General features: G+C 41.4%; 19 protein-coding genes and 2 pseudogenes. 14 read left to right on the top strand and 7 right to left on the bottom strand.

The annotated features are described in order from the left end of the window. Window positions 1-37: 37 nt before the first annotated feature. The gene (locus TM_RS06580) at window positions 38-703 is read right to left on the bottom strand and encodes a viroplasmin family protein (RefSeq protein ID WP_004079928.1); all 666 of its coding nucleotides are present in this window, start codon (window positions 701-703) and stop codon (window positions 38-40) included. A gap of 112 nt (window positions 704-815) precedes the next feature. Between TM_RS06580 and TM_RS06585 the strand changes: the two genes are divergently transcribed. Beyond that, the gene (locus TM_RS06585) at window positions 816-1673 is read left to right on the top strand and encodes an aldo/keto reductase (protein WP_004079927.1); all 858 of its coding nucleotides are present in this window, start codon (window positions 816-818) and stop codon (window positions 1671-1673) included. Here TM_RS06585 and TM_RS06590 read toward each other — a convergent pair. Further along, a pseudogene (locus TM_RS06590) lies at window positions 1664-1933 on the bottom strand (hypothetical protein); the annotation flags it as partial. The gene TM_RS06585 and the pseudogene TM_RS06590 sit on opposite strands and share 10 nt — an antisense overlap. A gap of 367 nt (window positions 1934-2300) precedes the next feature. Here TM_RS06590 and TM_RS06595 point away from each other — a divergent pair. The 9 genes from TM_RS06595 to TM_RS06630 all read left to right on the top strand — a co-directional run bounded on the left by TM_RS06595 (window position 2301) and on the right by TM_RS06630 (window position 9570). Then, a complete protein-coding gene (locus TM_RS06595; RefSeq protein WP_004079921.1) occupies window positions 2301-2540 on the top strand; it encodes a hypothetical protein in 240 nt (79 codons plus the stop codon). Between the two features lie 185 nt (window positions 2541-2725). After that, window positions 2726-4054 (top strand): radical SAM/SPASM domain-containing protein, encoded by a 1329-nt coding sequence (locus tag TM_RS06600; protein ID WP_004079919.1) that lies wholly within the window; start codon window positions 2726-2728, stop codon window positions 4052-4054. Next, on the top strand, window positions 4051-4827 hold the full coding sequence (locus tag TM_RS06605; RefSeq protein WP_004079917.1) for an ABC transporter ATP-binding protein: 777 nt from the start codon (window positions 4051-4053) through the stop codon (window positions 4825-4827). Before TM_RS06600 ends, TM_RS06605 begins: the two co-directional genes overlap by 4 nt. Beyond that, window positions 4778-5539, top strand: coding sequence for an ABC transporter permease (locus tag TM_RS06610; RefSeq protein ID WP_004079916.1), 762 nt, complete (start codon window positions 4778-4780; stop codon window positions 5537-5539). The genes TM_RS06605 and TM_RS06610 overlap by 50 nt, the downstream gene beginning before the upstream one ends. Continuing rightward, the gene (locus TM_RS06615) at window positions 5533-6339 is read left to right on the top strand and encodes an ABC transporter permease (RefSeq protein ID WP_004079915.1); all 807 of its coding nucleotides are present in this window, start codon (window positions 5533-5535) and stop codon (window positions 6337-6339) included. The genes TM_RS06610 and TM_RS06615 overlap by 7 nt, the downstream gene beginning before the upstream one ends. Window positions 6340-6556: 217 nt before the next feature. Further along, complete coding sequence (locus TM_RS06620; protein ID WP_004079914.1) at window positions 6557-6991, top strand: ABC transporter permease; 435 nt, start codon at window positions 6557-6559, stop codon at window positions 6989-6991. Window positions 6992-7247: 256 nt separating this feature from the next. Continuing rightward, window positions 7248-7547, top strand: coding sequence for a hypothetical protein (locus TM_RS09685; protein ID WP_004079911.1), 300 nt, complete (start codon window positions 7248-7250; stop codon window positions 7545-7547). 92 nt (window positions 7548-7639) lie between these two features. Beyond that, a complete protein-coding gene (locus TM_RS09760) occupies window positions 7640-7765 on the top strand; it encodes a hypothetical protein (RefSeq protein WP_004079910.1) in 126 nt (41 codons plus the stop codon). Between the two features lie 62 nt (window positions 7766-7827). Further along, entirely contained in the window at window positions 7828-9570 is a 1743-nt protein-coding gene (locus TM_RS06630) for an ABC transporter ATP-binding protein (RefSeq protein ID WP_004079909.1), read from the top strand. A gap of 70 nt (window positions 9571-9640) precedes the next feature. Here the strand turns inward: TM_RS06630 and TM_RS09820 are convergent, their stop codons facing one another. From TM_RS09820 to TM_RS06655, 5 genes are all read right to left on the bottom strand, one after another. Further along, a complete protein-coding gene (locus TM_RS09820) occupies window positions 9641-9790 on the bottom strand; it encodes a type II toxin-antitoxin system HicA family toxin (RefSeq protein WP_081434644.1) in 150 nt (49 codons plus the stop codon). Beyond that, on the bottom strand, window positions 9780-9992 hold the full coding sequence (locus TM_RS06640; protein WP_004079908.1) for a type II toxin-antitoxin system HicB family antitoxin: 213 nt from the start codon (window positions 9990-9992) through the stop codon (window positions 9780-9782). Before TM_RS06640 ends, TM_RS09820 begins: the two co-directional genes overlap by 11 nt. Before the next feature lie 22 nt (window positions 9993-10014). Continuing rightward, a complete protein-coding gene (locus TM_RS06645) occupies window positions 10015-10248 on the bottom strand; it encodes a type II toxin-antitoxin system HicA family toxin (protein WP_004079902.1) in 234 nt (77 codons plus the stop codon). Then, window positions 10245-10463, bottom strand: a complete 219-nt coding sequence (locus TM_RS06650; protein WP_004079900.1) for a type II toxin-antitoxin system HicB family antitoxin — start codon at window positions 10461-10463, stop codon at window positions 10245-10247. Before TM_RS06650 ends, TM_RS06645 begins: the two co-directional genes overlap by 4 nt. 96 nt (window positions 10464-10559) lie before the next feature. Further along, window positions 10560-12167, bottom strand: a complete 1608-nt coding sequence (locus tag TM_RS06655) for a helix-turn-helix domain-containing protein (RefSeq protein ID WP_010865307.1) — start codon at window positions 12165-12167, stop codon at window positions 10560-10562. Window positions 12168-12362: 195 nt separating this feature from the next. On the opposite strand from TM_RS06655, the gene TM_RS06660 reads away from it, so the two are divergent. The 4 genes and pseudogenes from TM_RS06660 to TM_RS06675 all read left to right on the top strand — a co-directional run bounded on the left by TM_RS06660 (window position 12363) and on the right by TM_RS06675 (window position 15915). Next, window positions 12363-12527 (top strand): hypothetical protein, encoded by a 165-nt coding sequence (locus TM_RS06660; protein WP_004083364.1) that lies wholly within the window; start codon window positions 12363-12365, stop codon window positions 12525-12527. A 76-nt stretch (window positions 12528-12603) separates the two neighbouring features. Next, complete coding sequence (locus TM_RS06665; protein ID WP_010865309.1) at window positions 12604-12699, top strand: Cys-rich RiPP peptide; 96 nt, start codon at window positions 12604-12606, stop codon at window positions 12697-12699. A 101-nt stretch (window positions 12700-12800) separates the two neighbouring features. Then, window positions 12801-14192, top strand: a complete 1392-nt coding sequence (locus TM_RS06670; RefSeq protein ID WP_004083362.1) for a radical SAM/SPASM domain-containing protein — start codon at window positions 12801-12803, stop codon at window positions 14190-14192. Window positions 14193-14197: 5 nt separating this feature from the next. Beyond that, window positions 14198-15915: pseudogene (locus TM_RS06675) on the top strand (ABC transporter ATP-binding protein). The last annotated feature ends 10 nt before the right edge of the window (window positions 15916-15925 follow it).

Below are 15925 nucleotides of genomic sequence, written 5' to 3' on the forward strand. Positions count from 1 at the left end.
GCCTATCAGGGTCGTTCCACCTGTTATACTATTTTTTTCATAAACATCCTCCTTTTTTAGTCAGTGTTCTTATTATACTCTCAAAATCCTCCGGCATCCACTCGACGTTTGATTCTTTTTTGCTGGCTTTCTTTGCCAGACTGTCAGCCTCGTCGTTGCAGAAGTTCCCGGAGTGGCTTTTTATCTTTTCGAATACCACCTTCAGTCCCATCTGACAGAATTTTCGATAGTAGTGTCTGTACACCTTCGTTACCAGCTTGTTTGTCCTGTACTCCTCCGTTGCCCACTTTTCCAGACCTTCAAGGTCGTACCTGAGAACGAGTTTTCTCGCTCCCTTTTTGAGAGCGTAATCCATCGCAAAGAGTGCCGCCATAATTTCACCGGTGATGTTTCTTGAGTCTTTGAACTCCTCGATGTTCGTCCAGAAGTAGTATTCTTCCTTTTTTCCTCTATAGCACAAAACAATTCCAGATCCGCACACCTCATCGTAACTTCCATCGACGTAGGCGATCATCGTCTCTGTGTCCAGTTCTGGACAGATGCACTCGTTCTTTCCTTCCATATAGGCTTTCGCGTCTTCCAGTCTTTCAAAACTTTTGTACTCGGCTCCCGGGAAACCTTTTACCTGTTCTTCCGCCTCTTTCCAGGTTTTGTAGATCCCGGGAACTCTTCCTTTTCTTACAGCGTAGTATTTTTTTGCCAACTTCATCACCTCTCAAACCCATTTATACCATGTCCATTTAAAATCGATACAATTTGGAGAAATTAAGGTCCTGGATGTATAATAGACCCAGTCGTTGAAGGGGGGATTTTCCGTGGAAAAAAGAGTTCTGGGGAAAACAGGTGAAAAGCTCTCTGTGGTCGGATTCGGCGGAATCGTTGTGATGAACGAGTCCGTGGAATCTGCAAAAAAGATAGTTGCCAGAGCGATCGAGAGGGGCATAAACTACTTCGACGTTGCTCCTTCCTACGGAGACGCCGAGGAAAAACTTGGCCCAGCGCTGAAGCCTTACAGAGACCAGGTGTTTCTGGCCTGTAAAACGATGGAGAGAACAAAAGAAGGTGCCTGGAAAGAATTGAACGAATCTCTGAAGAGACTCCAGACGGATCACTTTGACCTTTATCAGTTCCATGCTGTGACCACGCTCGATGAGGTGGAGGCCATCTTTTCACCGAATGGAGCTATAGAGGCCTTTTTGAAGGCAAAAGAAGAAGGACTGATAAGGTACATCGGTTTTTCTGCTCACAGTGAGGAAGCTGCACTTTCGATGCTGGAAAGGTTCGATTTCGATACGGTACTTTTTCCACTGAACTGGGCAAGCTGGCTGGGAAAAGGATTTGGCAAAAGACTTTACAGCAAAGCCCGGGAGAAAAACATGGGAATTCTGGCAATAAAGGCTCTGGCAAAAAGACGTCTGGAGGAAGGAGAAGAAAAACGCTGGGAAAAATGCTGGTATCATCCTGTGGATGATTTCGAAGAAGCATCCATGGCACTTCGCTTCACACTATCACTGCCCGTCACCGCAGCTGTGAGTCCAAGTCACCAGGAATTTCTCTGGTGGATGTGTCAAATCGTTGAAAATCAGGGAACAAAAATCAGCGAAGAAGAACTGCAGATACTGAAAGAAAAAGCACAGAAACTGACACCCGTTTTCCCACTCGATCACTCTTGAGTCATCCAGTGTAATATCCTCACCAGTCTTCTTCTTGCCCTGCCGTCCTCTTCACACCAGAAGGCAACAAACAGGGGCTGAACCTTGAGAGAGTGCCTCTTTGCAAACTCTCTCACCACATCCGGCTTCCTTAGCCTGATCCCAAACCTCACTCCATCGTACCTTCCGTAGTTCCTCAGAAATCTATCAAGGAATTTTCTGTCAGGCTCTTTCATCTCGATGTATTTCAAAGTGAATCTTTCTAGTTTCTTTCTTTTCATCTATTGCGCTATCTATTTCTGAGAGAGCCTCCTCATAAAGCTTTTCATGACGGTATTTCAGAAATCTTATGTAATGTTTCCAGGATGCATCATGGCATGTTTTGAAGCAGTATGTAACAAGTGGTCGTGAGAAGAGAAATCCATGCTGAAATGGTGCTTTCAAAAGTTGATGACTTTTCAATCCTTTCCCTCCAAAACTATTATTTTTACGCTATTTTATCACACTGCTGTGTAACGTTAGGAGTGAAATTGCACAAAACATGAAATCTCAATGAAAATCCTTTATCGCAGAACGCTTTAAAAAGGGCTTTTCAAAACCAGGAAGATTTGAAAGGTCACAAAAGATCTGTTCTAATGAGGAAGGGGGATGAAAATCGTGAGAAGGATCATTCTCACAATAGTTATTCTGCTTTCTCTCTTATACACGCTTGTGTTTCCCAGTCCTTCTGATGATTATCAAACGACAGTGAGGAAAAAAACTGTTGTTCACACCCTCCTGCTAGAGAAGTCACACTCGGAAGATTTAACGGCTGGAAATCAAATTTTACGGTTTAATAAAAGCCTCGCGAGGCTTCTAATATCGAATGAAAGGGGGGACAAAGGATGAATGTACTTAAGCGAATCGCGAACCATTCTATTCCTTTAGGTGGATGCACTAACAGAAGTCAAAGATGTGCAGTAGTAACTCCTTAGACTGAGGTTAGAAATTTTTAAAGAAGGCGGCCGCCTTCTCTATTAGGAATATCTAGGAATATTTGATTATTAAGTACTCTACAAAAATGGGGTGGTTGTATGTCAGGGTACAAATTCTCGGATTTTCTCATTAAAGTACAAGAAAAGAACCGGATCCTTCTTTATAACGTGTTGTTAAGAAGTTATGCGGAAACCAATGTGGATGAGCTGAGAAGATTACAAGCTGCACTCAACGGTGCTAATGAGGAGTTTCTCTTGTCAACTTTTGTAGATAGAGGTATTGTATTGGAGAATCATATTAATGAGTATGCATTGTTCAAGTATATTTCGAATAAAATCAAGTATGACCGCTCTGTTTTATCAATAACAGATGTCATAACATTGAACTGTAATTTAAACTGCATTTATTGTATGCAGCAAGGTATCAAACCACATAATAAAGAAAGAAATGGTTCACTTTCTCCTCAAGATAGAGTAAATTTATGGCTAGCCTTGATGGATCTGTTTGACACGAAGACCATTGCTGTGACATTTTTTGGTGGAGAGCCTTCTCTCTATCCTGAAAAGTTGAGTGAAATTATTAGAATTGCTGAAAAAGAGCAAGTGCCGATCAAGCAGTACAATATAATAACAAATGGTGTGAGTTTTTCTAATCATATGTTTGAAGTACTAAGTAATTCCAAATTCAGGTTTATTCAAATAACCATAGATGGGCCAAAAAACATTCATGATAAAAGAAGGATCTCGCAAAACTACGACGGGACTTGGGAAGTAATAATAGATAACATAAACAAATTACTTAATAAAACAAATTTAACAATAGTTATCCATACTGTTTTAGACAGAATGAATTCAGAGGAAAAATACGGTATGATGATAGATGAGCTCATAGACATCTTCGGTAAAAATACGATAAAAGAGAGATTTTTGTTCAACATTGGATTACTAAGTCATCCAAATAGTTCTTGTGCCTATACGATCGAGAATATACCTGATATTGCAGAGTATGCAAATATTTATGTAAATACTATAAAAGTTGCTCTAGAACGGGACATTTTCCTATTGGATTTTCTCAACATCTGGCCATGTACCTACCATAAGGAAACAGATCTAGTTGTTGCTCCTAACGGAGATTTGTACAATTGTATTTCGGGAGTGGGAAGAGAGGAGTTTAGGATATGTTCCTACAGTGAATTTCTTAATTCTCCAATAGACTTTTTGAGGCGTTACTCTCAATTCATGGAAAACGATAATACTGACAACGAGTGTAAGGACTGTATCTATTTACCTATATGTAATGGTGGCTGTAGGTTTAACGCCTATATTTTGAAAACAAAGAAAGATTGCTGGAAAGTTTTTCATCAAAATTCTTATCCAGAACTTTTGAGATTATTTTCAAAGTTCCGTGAAAGGGTGAAGTTGGTATGAGAAAAGTCGTAGAAGTGTCCGGTGTCAGGAAATCCTTCGGAGAACTTCGAGTTCTCGATAAAGTTGATTTTTACGCAGAAGAGGGAGACTTCAAGGTAATCGTCGGCGAGAACGGTTCGGGAAAAAGCACACTGCTGAAAATCATGATAGGTCTCTTGCTTCCTGACGATGGGGAAGTGAAGGTTCTCGGCGTTGATGTGAAAAAGCACTGGAAGAAACTATCTGCGAGAATAGGGGTGGTTCTTGCAAACGAGAGAAGTCTGTACTGGAAACTCACTGCCTGGGAAAACCTCGATATCTTTGGGGGTGTATACGGCGTACCGAAAAAAGTCAGAAGAGAACGAATGGAAGAGCTTCTCAAAAGATTCGGTCTGTTCGAATACAAAGACAAACCCGTCGAAGAGTTTTCAACGGGCATGAGGAAAAAGTTGATGATTTGTAAAGCGCTAATTCACGATCCAGAGGTACTGTTCATCGACGAGATACTCAACGGTCTGGATCCACCGTCGGTGCGTGAAATGGTCGGTTTTTTGGATGAACGGAACAGGAGGGGATTGACTATCGTAATGATAAGTCATGTACTTCACGTTCTTCCCGAGAATGCCTGCGTTGTTCTTCTTAGAAACGGTCGTGTACAGATGGAAGTGAGATACAAGGATATCCGCAGCGAAAGAAGCGAAGTATATGAGGTGTTCGAAAACCTCATCAGGGGGCGAAATATGGATGAGGAAGATACTCCATCTGGTTCTGAAGGAGATGAAGATAAGGCTTAAATACAGGTTCGTGTGGGTGAACATGGCTCTGACACCATTTTTCATCATAGGACCTTATGTGTTTTCTTCCAGAATCGCTGATGTGAACTCGCTTGCAGAGAACGTGTTGATAGGAGCCCTGCTCTGGTACTGGCTGAACCAGTACTTCTTTGGGGTGGGAGACGGATTCACAGAAGAAAGAGAAGAAGGTGCCCTCATCTCCGTGGTACTTGCTCCAATCAGTCTTTTGGCTTTTTTGTTCTCAAAAGCCGCTGACACATTCTTAATGAACCTGTACATAACATTCTTCACATTGCTTTTCTTCTACCTTTCCGGTATAAAGCTTGAGATCCATCTTTACTTTCTTCTTTTGCTGGCGGTGAGCGGTGTTTACATAACATTCTTTTCGATATTTTTCGCAGCGTTGTCGTTGTGGAAGAAGAGAATCAGAAGCATAAATTCCACTGCCCAATTCTTTTTTGGCGTCCTCTCAGGGATGGTCAATCCTGTTGAGAATTTCCCTTCTTACGTTCGACTCATCTCGTACATGATACCGCTCACCTACCTCATCTCCATAGGAAGAAGCATAATAAAAAACGGAAACATGAGTGGCTTTGTTCCCCAACTCCTGATACTGACAGGTTTGAGTTTTGCCTATCTGATCCTCGGAGTATGGTTGCTTAAAAAGGCAGAAAACGAGATTCGAAAAAAAGGAGAATGGGAATCATGGTGAGAAGTCTGTATCTTGCAAAAGCCAGTTTCCTGAGTGCGAAAAGATACAGAATAGACTGGTATGGAGCTTTCCTCACACCCCTTCTGACGATAATGCCCGTTGTCCTGCTCTATTACTTTGGCACAGAATCAGGCCTTGTACGGTTTTTCTACGGTGCGACGAACACGAAGAACATCATCGGATACCTCCTGCTAGGGGCAGCTTACTGGAACTACGTTGAGGTACTCTGGGGATCTGTCTTTGCTTTGAGGTACTACATGAGAATAGGACAGCTGGAAGAACTGTTCATCATGCCCGTGAGTTCCATAGGGTACATCCTCTCGTGGTCGGTTTTTGGTCTTGTGAAAGTTACCGTGGAGTCTGTTCCGATAATCGTCCTGGCAGTGCTGCTGAATCTGATGACCTTCAACCTGGTTGAGTTTGCCCTTGCAGCGGGTGTTGTTATTCTTTCCATAATCGCTTCTTTCGGTCTTGTCTTTCTGTTTTTTGGCATCACGTTGAGATTCAAAGAAGGGGACGAACTGGTGAGTTTGCTTGGTAATGCCGCTCCTCTGATTGGTGGTATGTTTTTTCCTGTGAATGTTCTTCCAAAAGTGCTGGAATATCTTGCATATGCTTTTCCATTTACGTGGGGGTTGGACCTCACACGCTATTTTCTCATGAAAACAAACACATTGCTTGACTTGAAAAAAGAATTCATCATCTTGATTGTTTTATCTTTACTGTACTTAGCTTTTGGCACCATTTCTTTTAAGGTACTTCAAACCAAAGGAAGGAAAAATGGGTTGCAGGGTTTTTGATGATTCTTTCACGTCCCATTGCTATATTGTTCAACAGTGGATAAGTAGCAATCACCGTGGGAATTTATCAAATGAAAATAGGTCTCGTGCAAGCGGGTGGTTTGGTGGCAGTGTTGGTGGTCGCAATCTTTCTGGAAAAGAGTGCCAGAGGCTGCTACTTTGCAAAAATTTCTGCATTATCAGAATCCGCTGATATTGATTGAAGCGGGGGAATTAGATGGAAGCCGCCGTGGTTGTGGCTTATTCTTATTTTGTCTTGAAGTTGGAGTTTGCCATTTCGAATCCCGTGATGTTTGCCTGTTCGTTTCTGATACTGGTCCTTTCCTTCATTTCCACCTCTTTCGTTTTTGCAACGCTTTTGACACTCTCAAAGAACGCCTTTTCATGGATGTCAACGATCCAGTATCCGGTGTATTTCATCTCGGGAATGCTCTTTCCGATAGACATTCTTCCAAAATGGATTCGGGTGATTTCCAGTTTCCTTCCCATAAGCTGGTCAGTTACGCTGATGAGAGATTCCTTTGAAGTTGGCAGTGCTGGAAAGGATTTGATTTTCAACGCACTTTTACTCACGCTTTTTTACTTTCTTTTAGGACATGTTCTTTTCAAAAAGATAGAAAGAAAAAGCAGAGCGGAAGGGGAGCTGGTTTGAGAAGTGAGGCTGCTCAGACATTTTTGGATTTCGTACAAAGGGGTTTCCCTGTGGCTGAACTGGAAAGCCTATGCCGCTGAAAAGATCATCAATCCGATTTTTCGGCTGCTCTTTTACTCAACACTTCTTGCATATGGATATAAAACGCTGCACGATGCGAGAGCTTTCATAATAGCAAATATCATGGCTCTGTCTTCAATAAGCGTTTTTAAAGGGCTCGGTATAATATTTTTTCTCCGAGCGAGATCAGGGATCGTTGATTTTCTTCGTTGTTTCGCCTTCATCGAAATTCAAAGTAATGCTAAAAAAGATGCCTTTTCACATAATCGATGCACTGGCCACGGTGATTCTGGGACTGGCTGTTTCATTTTGCTTTTTAAAACTTGATCCCTCCATTACTGCGAGCCTTTTTGCCCATATGACGATAGGTGTACTGGCTCTGAGCAGTTTCGGAATGACGGTGGCAGCTCTTGGACTGCTGACGAGAGATATCAACATGCTTCTTGGTGTTGCAGAGATGATGGTTTTCATCTTAAGCGTGCAAGTTTTCCTGTAGAAAGACTGCCCGTGTTTTTCAGATGGCTTTCACAGCTTTTGCCGCTTTCGCGTTCGGTCGAAAGCATAATATACGCTCTGCAAGGATTTAAAATGAAGGCCTGGATTTCAAGTGCCTGGGAAGCGGCAGTAGGTCTTGCATACCTCGTTTTGGCCTATTTCACACTGCGGTTGATTGAATTTGCAGCAAGAAAGTACGGAAACATCGATATGTATTAGCGAACATTGGTGATGGGAAGGCCTTTCTGAAAAATCTTCCAGAACACCAGGGAGGGAAAGTCATGAATCTCAGGAGTATCCAGAAAATTCTTCGCTTTTACTCTCTGATTCGAAAGCGTTTTCTGGTGCTCATAGTTATAGGTGGCTTTCTTGCAACGTCTTCGGTCGTGTTCGATTTCTTCATCCCTCTTCTTGTGAGAGATGTCATCGATGGGCTGGCCGGACTGGAACTGAGGTTAAACACGATCTACCTTCTTGGATTTCTCTATGCACTGTCTTTCGTTCTTACGTACGCTGGAGACCAGATCTACCTGAAAGCAAAGTACAGAGCCGTAGCAGATCTGTCCAGTCGCATTTTCAGCCAGTCGTTTTTCTTTCCCTGGCAAAAGCTAAAACAACAGGGCTCTGCCTACTATGCCACTCTGATAAACCATCAACTCAACGACGCATTTTTCCTGCTGGATTACGGATTTTTTCAGAACGTTCTGGTGATAATACGTAGTGTATTCATACTGGCAACCGTCTTCGTATGGAACAAAGCCTTTTTTGGCCTGTTTGTGGCAAACGCTGTGATAGTCGGTATTTATCTGAACATCATCGGCAGAGTAACCGAACGGCCGTACGCACAGATGTATGAAATTCTACGTCGTGTAACAGGTTTCATCACCGAGACGTTTGAAAACATCCACGAAGTACTTGCCGGAGAAGCTCAAAAGAAACGTCAGAAAGAGTGCGAGACGATGTATCAGCAGGTGGCAGACACCGTTTTGAAGGCAGAACTTCCCCGCTCAAGATTCGACAAACTGATGGTGAACCTGCCGGAGTATTTCACACGGCTCTTCATTCTCACCTACGGAGCATACCTTGTGATAGACGGAAAGATGACCGTGGGAACGATATGGGCACTGTGGACATACTTTTCTTTTGTGACGGCACCTCTGTACATGTTCAGAGAACTGGCACGTGTCATAACACGAGTGTCGGCGAACCTCGATGCTGTACTTGACTACTTCGATGAGGTAAAACGTGCTGAAGAGACCTTCAAAAAACGTGAAATAAAACCCGTTCCCGGAAGTCCTGTTTATGAACTGATAGACGTTACTTTTGGCTTCGAGCCAGGAAAACCCATTTTAAAGCAGGTCAGTTTCACGATTCAACCCCGTGAAATTGCTGCCATAGTGGGACTTTCCGGAGAAGGAAAGTCCACTCTGCTGAACATACTGCTTGGCCTGGAACAGAACTACGAAGGTGTGGTGAAACTCTTTGGAAACGATCTGAAGCAGGTAATGCCCTCGGCTGTTTTCGAACATGTTGCTTTTTATTCTCAGAACGTCGGTATATTCAACGACACTCTGGAAAACAACATAGTTCTTGGAAGAGAGTACGATGAGAAAAAACTCGAAAGAATCATAAAAGAACTTGGAATAGAACATCTGAGAGGAAGAAAACTTGGAGAAGGAGGAAGTTTCGTCTCAGGAGGAGAAAAACAGAGGATACAACTTGCCAGACTCTTCTATGCAGACAAACCAGTTGTTGTTCTGGATGAACCTCTCACAAACCTGGACACGATAACAGAAAAATTCTTACTGGAGAAATTGATTGAATTTTTGAAAGAAAAAACAGCCATCATGATATCGCACAAACCGAATATCATAAGGGTTGCGAGTAAGATAATCTTCCTTGAAAACGGAAAAGTTTCGTCTGTCGGAGGGTTCGAAGAGTTGATGCAAAACAACACAACGTTCAGAAGGATAATAGAAACGTACGTGAATGAATCGAAAAGGATCGCTGATAAAGATGTCTGAAATCAATCTACAACAACCTTCCAATCCAGGGGGGATGGGGGTTGTTCAATGCTGATTCCATGGTACGCAACTACATCTTGTGAACCGGTACGGTTATGAAGTGTTTTCCTCTATAGGAGAGACGTACGTGACTCCCTCGTTGTCTGACAACCTCATATTCTAGATCTTCTAACTTATCAAACGATCCGCAGATACATCCCTCGGTAGTTTCATACCGCAATCGTCACATCCTTCACAAAGCGAGCATGTACGTACTTAGGAGCACCCTCATCGAAATGGCATTTGACCGCATCTTTTATCATCTCAAGGAGCTCTTCCCAGGTATCTCCCTGCGTGAATATCGAATACCTCTCAGTTTTTTCGATGTATCCTCCGTCCTCCGATTCCACGGCGATGAAGACTATCTCCTTTTGCGTCTCCATCTTCCCAATCTCCCTGAGGAGATCACAGATTCTCAAGTACTTTCTTGAATTCCTCCACTGATATACCCGCTTCACGGATGATTTTTCTTATTAAGTGACTTGGGCAAGTCTCTTTTGCATGAAATGGGATGGTCGTATACTTTCCATTGCTGTGCCTGTAGAACACATGACTTCCTTTTTGGCGAACACGTTGAAATCCAAGTTTCAGTAAAACCTTTTCCATAGTTTTTGGATCAACTATTGGAAGATAACTCAAGTTTCCACCTCTATCATCTCAAGAGCCACGAATTCCTGGAGATTTATTTCATCTCCTGCTTCCTCCAATACGAGTTCAAGCACCTCTTTTAAATTCCTTCTCACTTCTTCTAAGGAACTACCTACAGTATGTACACCTGGAACATCTGGAACCATTCCAACATATTGCTTTTTTTCAGGATCGTATTCAATGATAGCTGTGAAAATTTTACGCACGTTTTTCACCCCTCATTTTTCCATCATGACAAATGATATGGCAATTTCGATTAAATTATAGCAGGAGAAAGAGATTCTAAGGCTGGAACTCCGGGTTCAATTCAGGACCATATGCTTCAAGACTCTTTCCAGTCTTCTTCTCACTCTTCCATCCTCTTCACACCAGAAGGCAGCAAACAGGGGTTGAACCTTGAGAGAGTACTTTTTTGCAAATTCTCTCACTACTTCTGGACCTTTTAACCTGATGCCAAACCTCACACCATCGTACCTTCCGTAGTTCCTCAGAAATCTATCAAGGAGCTTTCTGTCTGACTCTTTCATCTCGATGTATCTCAGAACAAATCTTTCCAGTCTCTTTCTTTTCATCCTTGCAAGGGCTCTCTTCACTGCTTCTTTTCTTCCTTCAACGAAAGGATGAGCCTTCACCATTGAAACAACAAATTCCATGGTCCGGTGATCTTTTGCCATGAAGTCAGCGAACGATTCAATATCTTCAAGGAGTGTGTATGCCTTTTTGAGTCTTTCTTTCCTTGAAAGGAATTTCCTATCAATAAGAGCCGTGTAGGTGGAAAGGAAAAGGATTTGTCTTTCCTCCAATCTTTTTGTTTTTATCTCTCTCAATGCAGCCGAGAAATTCTCTTCTATCCTCAGTTTTACCCATTCACTTAATAAGGGAGGAGGAAAAGACAAAATGTTGGACTTTTCAAAAGCTTTTGCTATTTTCCTCAACGTCTCTCCCCGAATCTTTTGTGTTTTCCCGTTTAATATGTCGCTCAGTCTGTTTCTTGCAACTCCTGTTATTTCTGAGAGGTGTTTGATGGATGTGGTGTTTCTTCTCAGAAATCTCTGGAGAGATTTTGTGTTCCTATAGAGAGAATTGTTCAATCTCAAAAACAGTCTCTGGTCTTTTTTCAAGAGATCACTTGCGCTGTCTTTTAATCCTTCAGAAGCGATTTCAATCAGTCTGGCAGTTTCAACGATTGCGGGATCAGAAGTTGTCCTTTGAACCTCAAACAATGTGTCCAGCGCATAGAAACGCGGAGCATCAAAAAAGTATCCATTCCAGTAGAGTGCCTCTTCTGCCATATCTTTGGCTTTTTCTGGATCTTTCTCCTTTGTATACCATGCCATATCGTTAAGACAGGCAATTATTCCAGAAGGATGAGGAATTTCTTGCAGTATTTTCAATGCTTTTTCATAGGACTCTATTGCTTCTTTGACGTTTCCTGTTCTTGCCATATATCTTGCTTTTCCTATCAGTATAAAAGCATAAGAGGATTTCTCCAGATGATGAGCCTCTGGCTTTATTCTCCCTAAACATTCAAAAGCGTTGTGTAGATACATGGAGCAATAGTTCAGAAGGTTTCCAATAAATATGCTCCTGAGATTCGGTGAAACGTTTCTCATTCTACCGCGTAAATGAGAGTAAAGTTTTATTCCTTCCTCGTGTTTTCCCATATAACCGAGCACGGTGAGTTTTTCTGAAAGAAGAAAGTAGCGAAAGGCGATCGAGTTGCAAACCTTTATTGCGTTATCTATCTCTGAAAGAGCTTCCTCGTAAAGCTTTTCATGACGGTATTTCAGAAATCTTATGTAATGTTTCCAGGCTGAATCATGGCATGTTTTGAAGCAGTACATAACAAGTGGTCGTGAGAAGAGAAATCCATGCTGAAATGGTGCTTTCAAAAGTTGATGACTTTTCAATCCTTTCCCTCCAAAACTATTATTTTTACGCTATTTTATCACACTGCTGTGTAACGTTAGGAGTGAAATTACACAAAATATGAAATCTCAATAAAAATCCTCTATCGTAGAATGCCTTAAAAATGGCTTTTCAGAACCGGAAAAGTTTGAAAGATCACAAAAGATCTGTCTTAATAAGGAAGGGGGGTGAAAATCGTGAGAAGGATCATTCTCACAATAGTTATTCTGCTTTCTCTCTTATACACGCTTGTGTTTCCCAGTCCTTCTGATGATTATCAAACGACAGTGAGGAAAAAAACTGTTGTTCACACCTTCCTGATAGAGAAGTTGCATTCGGAAGATTTAACTGTTGGAAATTAGGGTTTCTTTTGTTTATTAAGTAATTCTGAATCCGAACACCGGTGTTCGGAAACCACATACGAAAGGAGGGGATGCTATGCAGAAGATGCCAAAACCAGTTGTTCCTAATGATTATTTGAACCCAGGAAAAGGATGTGGAGGAGCTGGTCTCGTCTGTGGTTGGTGTGGTTAAGGAAAAATAGCAGCCGCTTTTTTCCCTTTCCCCTGGCGAAAGGCCAGGGGAAGGGGTTCATCAAGAGGCTCTATTTCATTTTACCAAGGAGGTTTTAAGAGATGATAACCATTAATCTACCCAAGGTCTTTTTCTCATTGATCGAAGCTCCTCGCAATAATAGGTATCTTCTAGACAAGGTTAATTTTGATTTCTACAAATTAGATGATAGTATACAAATAACAAGAAAGGCTTCTTCTTACCTAGTTCGCACTAAAGCCAAAAATGTCATAGAAGAGCTCGAAAAGTTAAAGAAAAATACTTTAATTTCTCTGAAAAGAAAGTTGGTTAAAGATAATGATATTTTGCGTTTAGCGCTAAATGTATCTCAGGTTTGTAGATTAAAATGCAGATACTGTTATGCTAACGCTGGAACATATGGTAATCCTGGCTTTATGAAGAGAAATGTATTAGTACGGACCCTTGATTTCTTTCTTTCGAATTATAATGTGCACAATATACATATTTTTGGTGGAGAACCTCTCCTAAATATTGAAATGATAGAAGAAATGTTCAGAATATTGACATCAAAGTATGCTAAAAAATTCAATAATCTGCGAATAACCGTAGCTACAAGTTTATTTGTTTCAGAGGAAACTATCAATCGCTTTATTAAAATTTACGAGTCCTATAAGGATAAATTCCAAATCTATATGGTTGTTAGTCTAGATGGGCCGAAAGAAATACAAGATAATACAAGACCTAGTCTTGATAGCAAGTCTAGCAGTTTTGATCGGATAAAGAATAACATAAATTTGCTTAAACAGAAAGGTTTTTCTATATCATTTGAAGTTACCTACACCAAGTTACACAAGCAACTCGGTTGGAATATTTTGAAAATATACAAATATTTCTATACCGAATTCAATGCTGCAAATGTGATTATCTCTCCGGTGTACGACTGGAATGGTTCTTTAGACAAAAATTTACGAATCGATATTTCCATTGCTCAAGAATATTATGAAATAATAGCTTCTCTGTTAGAAAAAAGTCGCAGAGGAGATTTAAATGACTTTGATCGTGCCCTGCTGTGTAAATTACTGATGAATTATCTCAACCCTAGTGACTCTTCTGGCAAGATAATTGTTAGTACATTTTGCCCTGCTGGGTCGAATTCATTTATTGTAGATATTTTTGGAAACATATACCCATGCCAGCTGGTTGTAGGAAATTTAAAATACAGAATATCGAATGTTGTAAAAGATAATGAAGAAAAAATACTAAAGAATTTGAAAGACTGGAGGTATAAAGCTTTGAGATTATTTACCAAAGCTAGATACAGCAAGTGCAAGGATTGCTATTTCTTGTTTTACTGCAGTAGATGCATTTTTAAGCGTGATTACCAAAAAGATATGTTCAAAGCATGTGATGTTGAAAAGAAAATAATAGAAACAATTTTGGAATTTGATCCATGGACATTATTACCTTTAATGGATAATTTTAACGGAGGATGAAAACTATGAACCTCTTCTTATTTACAGGTCATCTCAGAGACGATATCAGAAAATTCGAGAGGAAGTACAAAAAACACTATCCGATTTTCTTCTTACTGGAAGGCCTGTTTTTGACCACCAACGTTCTTACTCCACTTCTCATCAAAAAGACCATCGACAGTGCGTTTTACAGAGGTGATGTGGGAGAAATCGCTCTGTTCTCAGTACTATACTTCATCGTTCTTGTGGCCCAGTCTTTCATCATGTACAAACTCAACTACTCAGCTGCGAAGTACTTGCTGAACGCATCCCGGGCTAGGGAATCGAAGAGCGCATACGCAAAAATCCTGGCGCTTCCACTGACTTACGCGAACTCACAGAACACCGGTGATTATCTTTCGGTTTTCATGAGGGATGTTCCGAAGTAGCTTCGGGAGTTTACCTTGGAAGGTTGCAGTTTTTCTTCAACCTGGGATTTTTCCTTGCTGTTCTTTTCCTTTTGTTCATTCTGAGTGTAAAACTCACTCTTGTGGTCCTGGTGAGCATCGTTCTGTTTTTTGTGTCAACCTCGATTCTGAGGAAGATGGTCATCAGGGCTTCTCAGAGAGATCAGGAATCCTACCAGAGGTTTTTGAAAAGATCCAGAGAAGTGGTGGAAGGAACACCGGTTCTCAAACAGTTTTCTGGCCTTTTGTTTCTCAGAGATTTCCTCGATTCAAGTGCCAGAGAGTGGAGCAGGGCAAGCATCATCCACAGCACGGTAAACGAACTTTCGAACAGGAACATCGAGATGAACAGATGGGTCGGGAGTACCATTGTCCTTGCCTTCGGTGTTTACCTTCTCTGGAAGGGTGAGATAAGTGTTGGAACGCTTCTGGCTTTTGAATCCTATATGAACTGGATATACGACATCGTCAGAATGGCACTCACAGGTCTGACGACGTTTTTCTCTACAGTTCCAAACTGGGAAAATTTTACAAGAGTGTTTTCCCTGCCCTTTGAAAGAGCAAGCGGAATAGATCTTGAAAGGTTCGAAAAACTGCAGTTGAAAAACGTGCATTTTAAATACGATGAAACACCTGTTCTCACTGGTTTGAATTTCGAGATAAACTCCGGGGATAAGATCGCAATTGTGGCAAGATCTGGTGCAGGAAAGAGCACGCTCGTTTCTCTTTTCAACAGGCTACTGTCTCCCACAGAGGGTGAAATTCTCATAAACGGTGTTCCCATCGAACAGTACTCTCTTCAATCACTCAGAAGAAACATCGTTCTTGTTCGCTCGAACGATATACTCTTTGATACAACAATCAGAAACAACATCACCCTTTTTGAAGACTTTCCAGAAGATGAAATCGAAAATGTTCTCAAAATGTGTGAGTGTGACTTTGTTGAGAAACTGGAAAGCGGAATAGACACGATCGTAGGAGAGAGGGGAACAAAACTCTCAGATGGTCAAAGGCAGAGAATAGTCCTCGCGAGAGCTTTGATAAGAAAACCACAGGTTCTCATCCTAGACGAGGCCACCTCTGGTGTTGATGGCAAGACGGAGGAGAGGATTTTCGAGAAAATCTTGAGGGAAATAGAAACTGTGATTATCATCTCACACAGGCTTTCCACTGTGAGAAAGGCCAAAAAGATATACGTCATGGAGAACGGACGGATTCTGGACTCTGGTTCTCACGAGGAGCTGATCGTCAGGTGTGAAAAATACACAGAGATTCTAAAGGAGCAGTTTGTAGAATGAATTGGGAGGA

Origin of the sequence: Thermotoga maritima MSB8, from assembly GCF_000008545.1 — a bacterium.
GTDB lineage: Bacteria > Thermotogota > Thermotogae > Thermotogales > Thermotogaceae > Thermotoga > Thermotoga maritima.

What these genes read in the sequence shown, in the direction of transcription:
- TM_RS06595 (WP_004079921.1), top strand. Translation starts at nt 2,301, where the DNA reads ATGAAAATCGTGAGAAGGATCATTCTCACAATAGTTATTCTGCTTTCT.
- TM_RS06600 (WP_004079919.1), top strand. Translation starts at nt 2,726, where the DNA reads ATGTCAGGGTACAAATTCTCGGATTTTCTCATTAAAGTACAAGAAAAG.
- TM_RS06605 (WP_004079917.1), top strand. Translation starts at nt 4,051, where the DNA reads ATGAGAAAAGTCGTAGAAGTGTCCGGTGTCAGGAAATCCTTCGGAGAA.
- TM_RS06610 (WP_004079916.1), top strand. Translation starts at nt 4,778, where the DNA reads ATGAGGAAGATACTCCATCTGGTTCTGAAGGAGATGAAGATAAGGCTT.
- TM_RS06615 (WP_004079915.1), top strand. Translation starts at nt 5,533, where the DNA reads ATGGTGAGAAGTCTGTATCTTGCAAAAGCCAGTTTCCTGAGTGCGAAA.
- TM_RS06620 (WP_004079914.1), top strand. Translation starts at nt 6,557, where the DNA reads ATGGAAGCCGCCGTGGTTGTGGCTTATTCTTATTTTGTCTTGAAGTTG.
- TM_RS09760 (WP_004079910.1), top strand. Translation starts at nt 7,640, where the DNA reads ATGAAGGCCTGGATTTCAAGTGCCTGGGAAGCGGCAGTAGGTCTTGCA.
- TM_RS06630 (WP_004079909.1), top strand. Translation starts at nt 7,828, where the DNA reads ATGAATCTCAGGAGTATCCAGAAAATTCTTCGCTTTTACTCTCTGATT.
- TM_RS06640 (WP_004079908.1), bottom strand. Translation starts at nt 9,992, where the DNA reads ATGGAGACGCAAAAGGAGATAGTCTTCATCGCCGTGGAATCGGAGGAC.
- TM_RS06665 (WP_010865309.1), top strand. Translation starts at nt 12,604, where the DNA reads ATGCAGAAGATGCCAAAACCAGTTGTTCCTAATGATTATTTGAACCCA.
- TM_RS06670 (WP_004083362.1), top strand. Translation starts at nt 12,801, where the DNA reads ATGATAACCATTAATCTACCCAAGGTCTTTTTCTCATTGATCGAAGCT.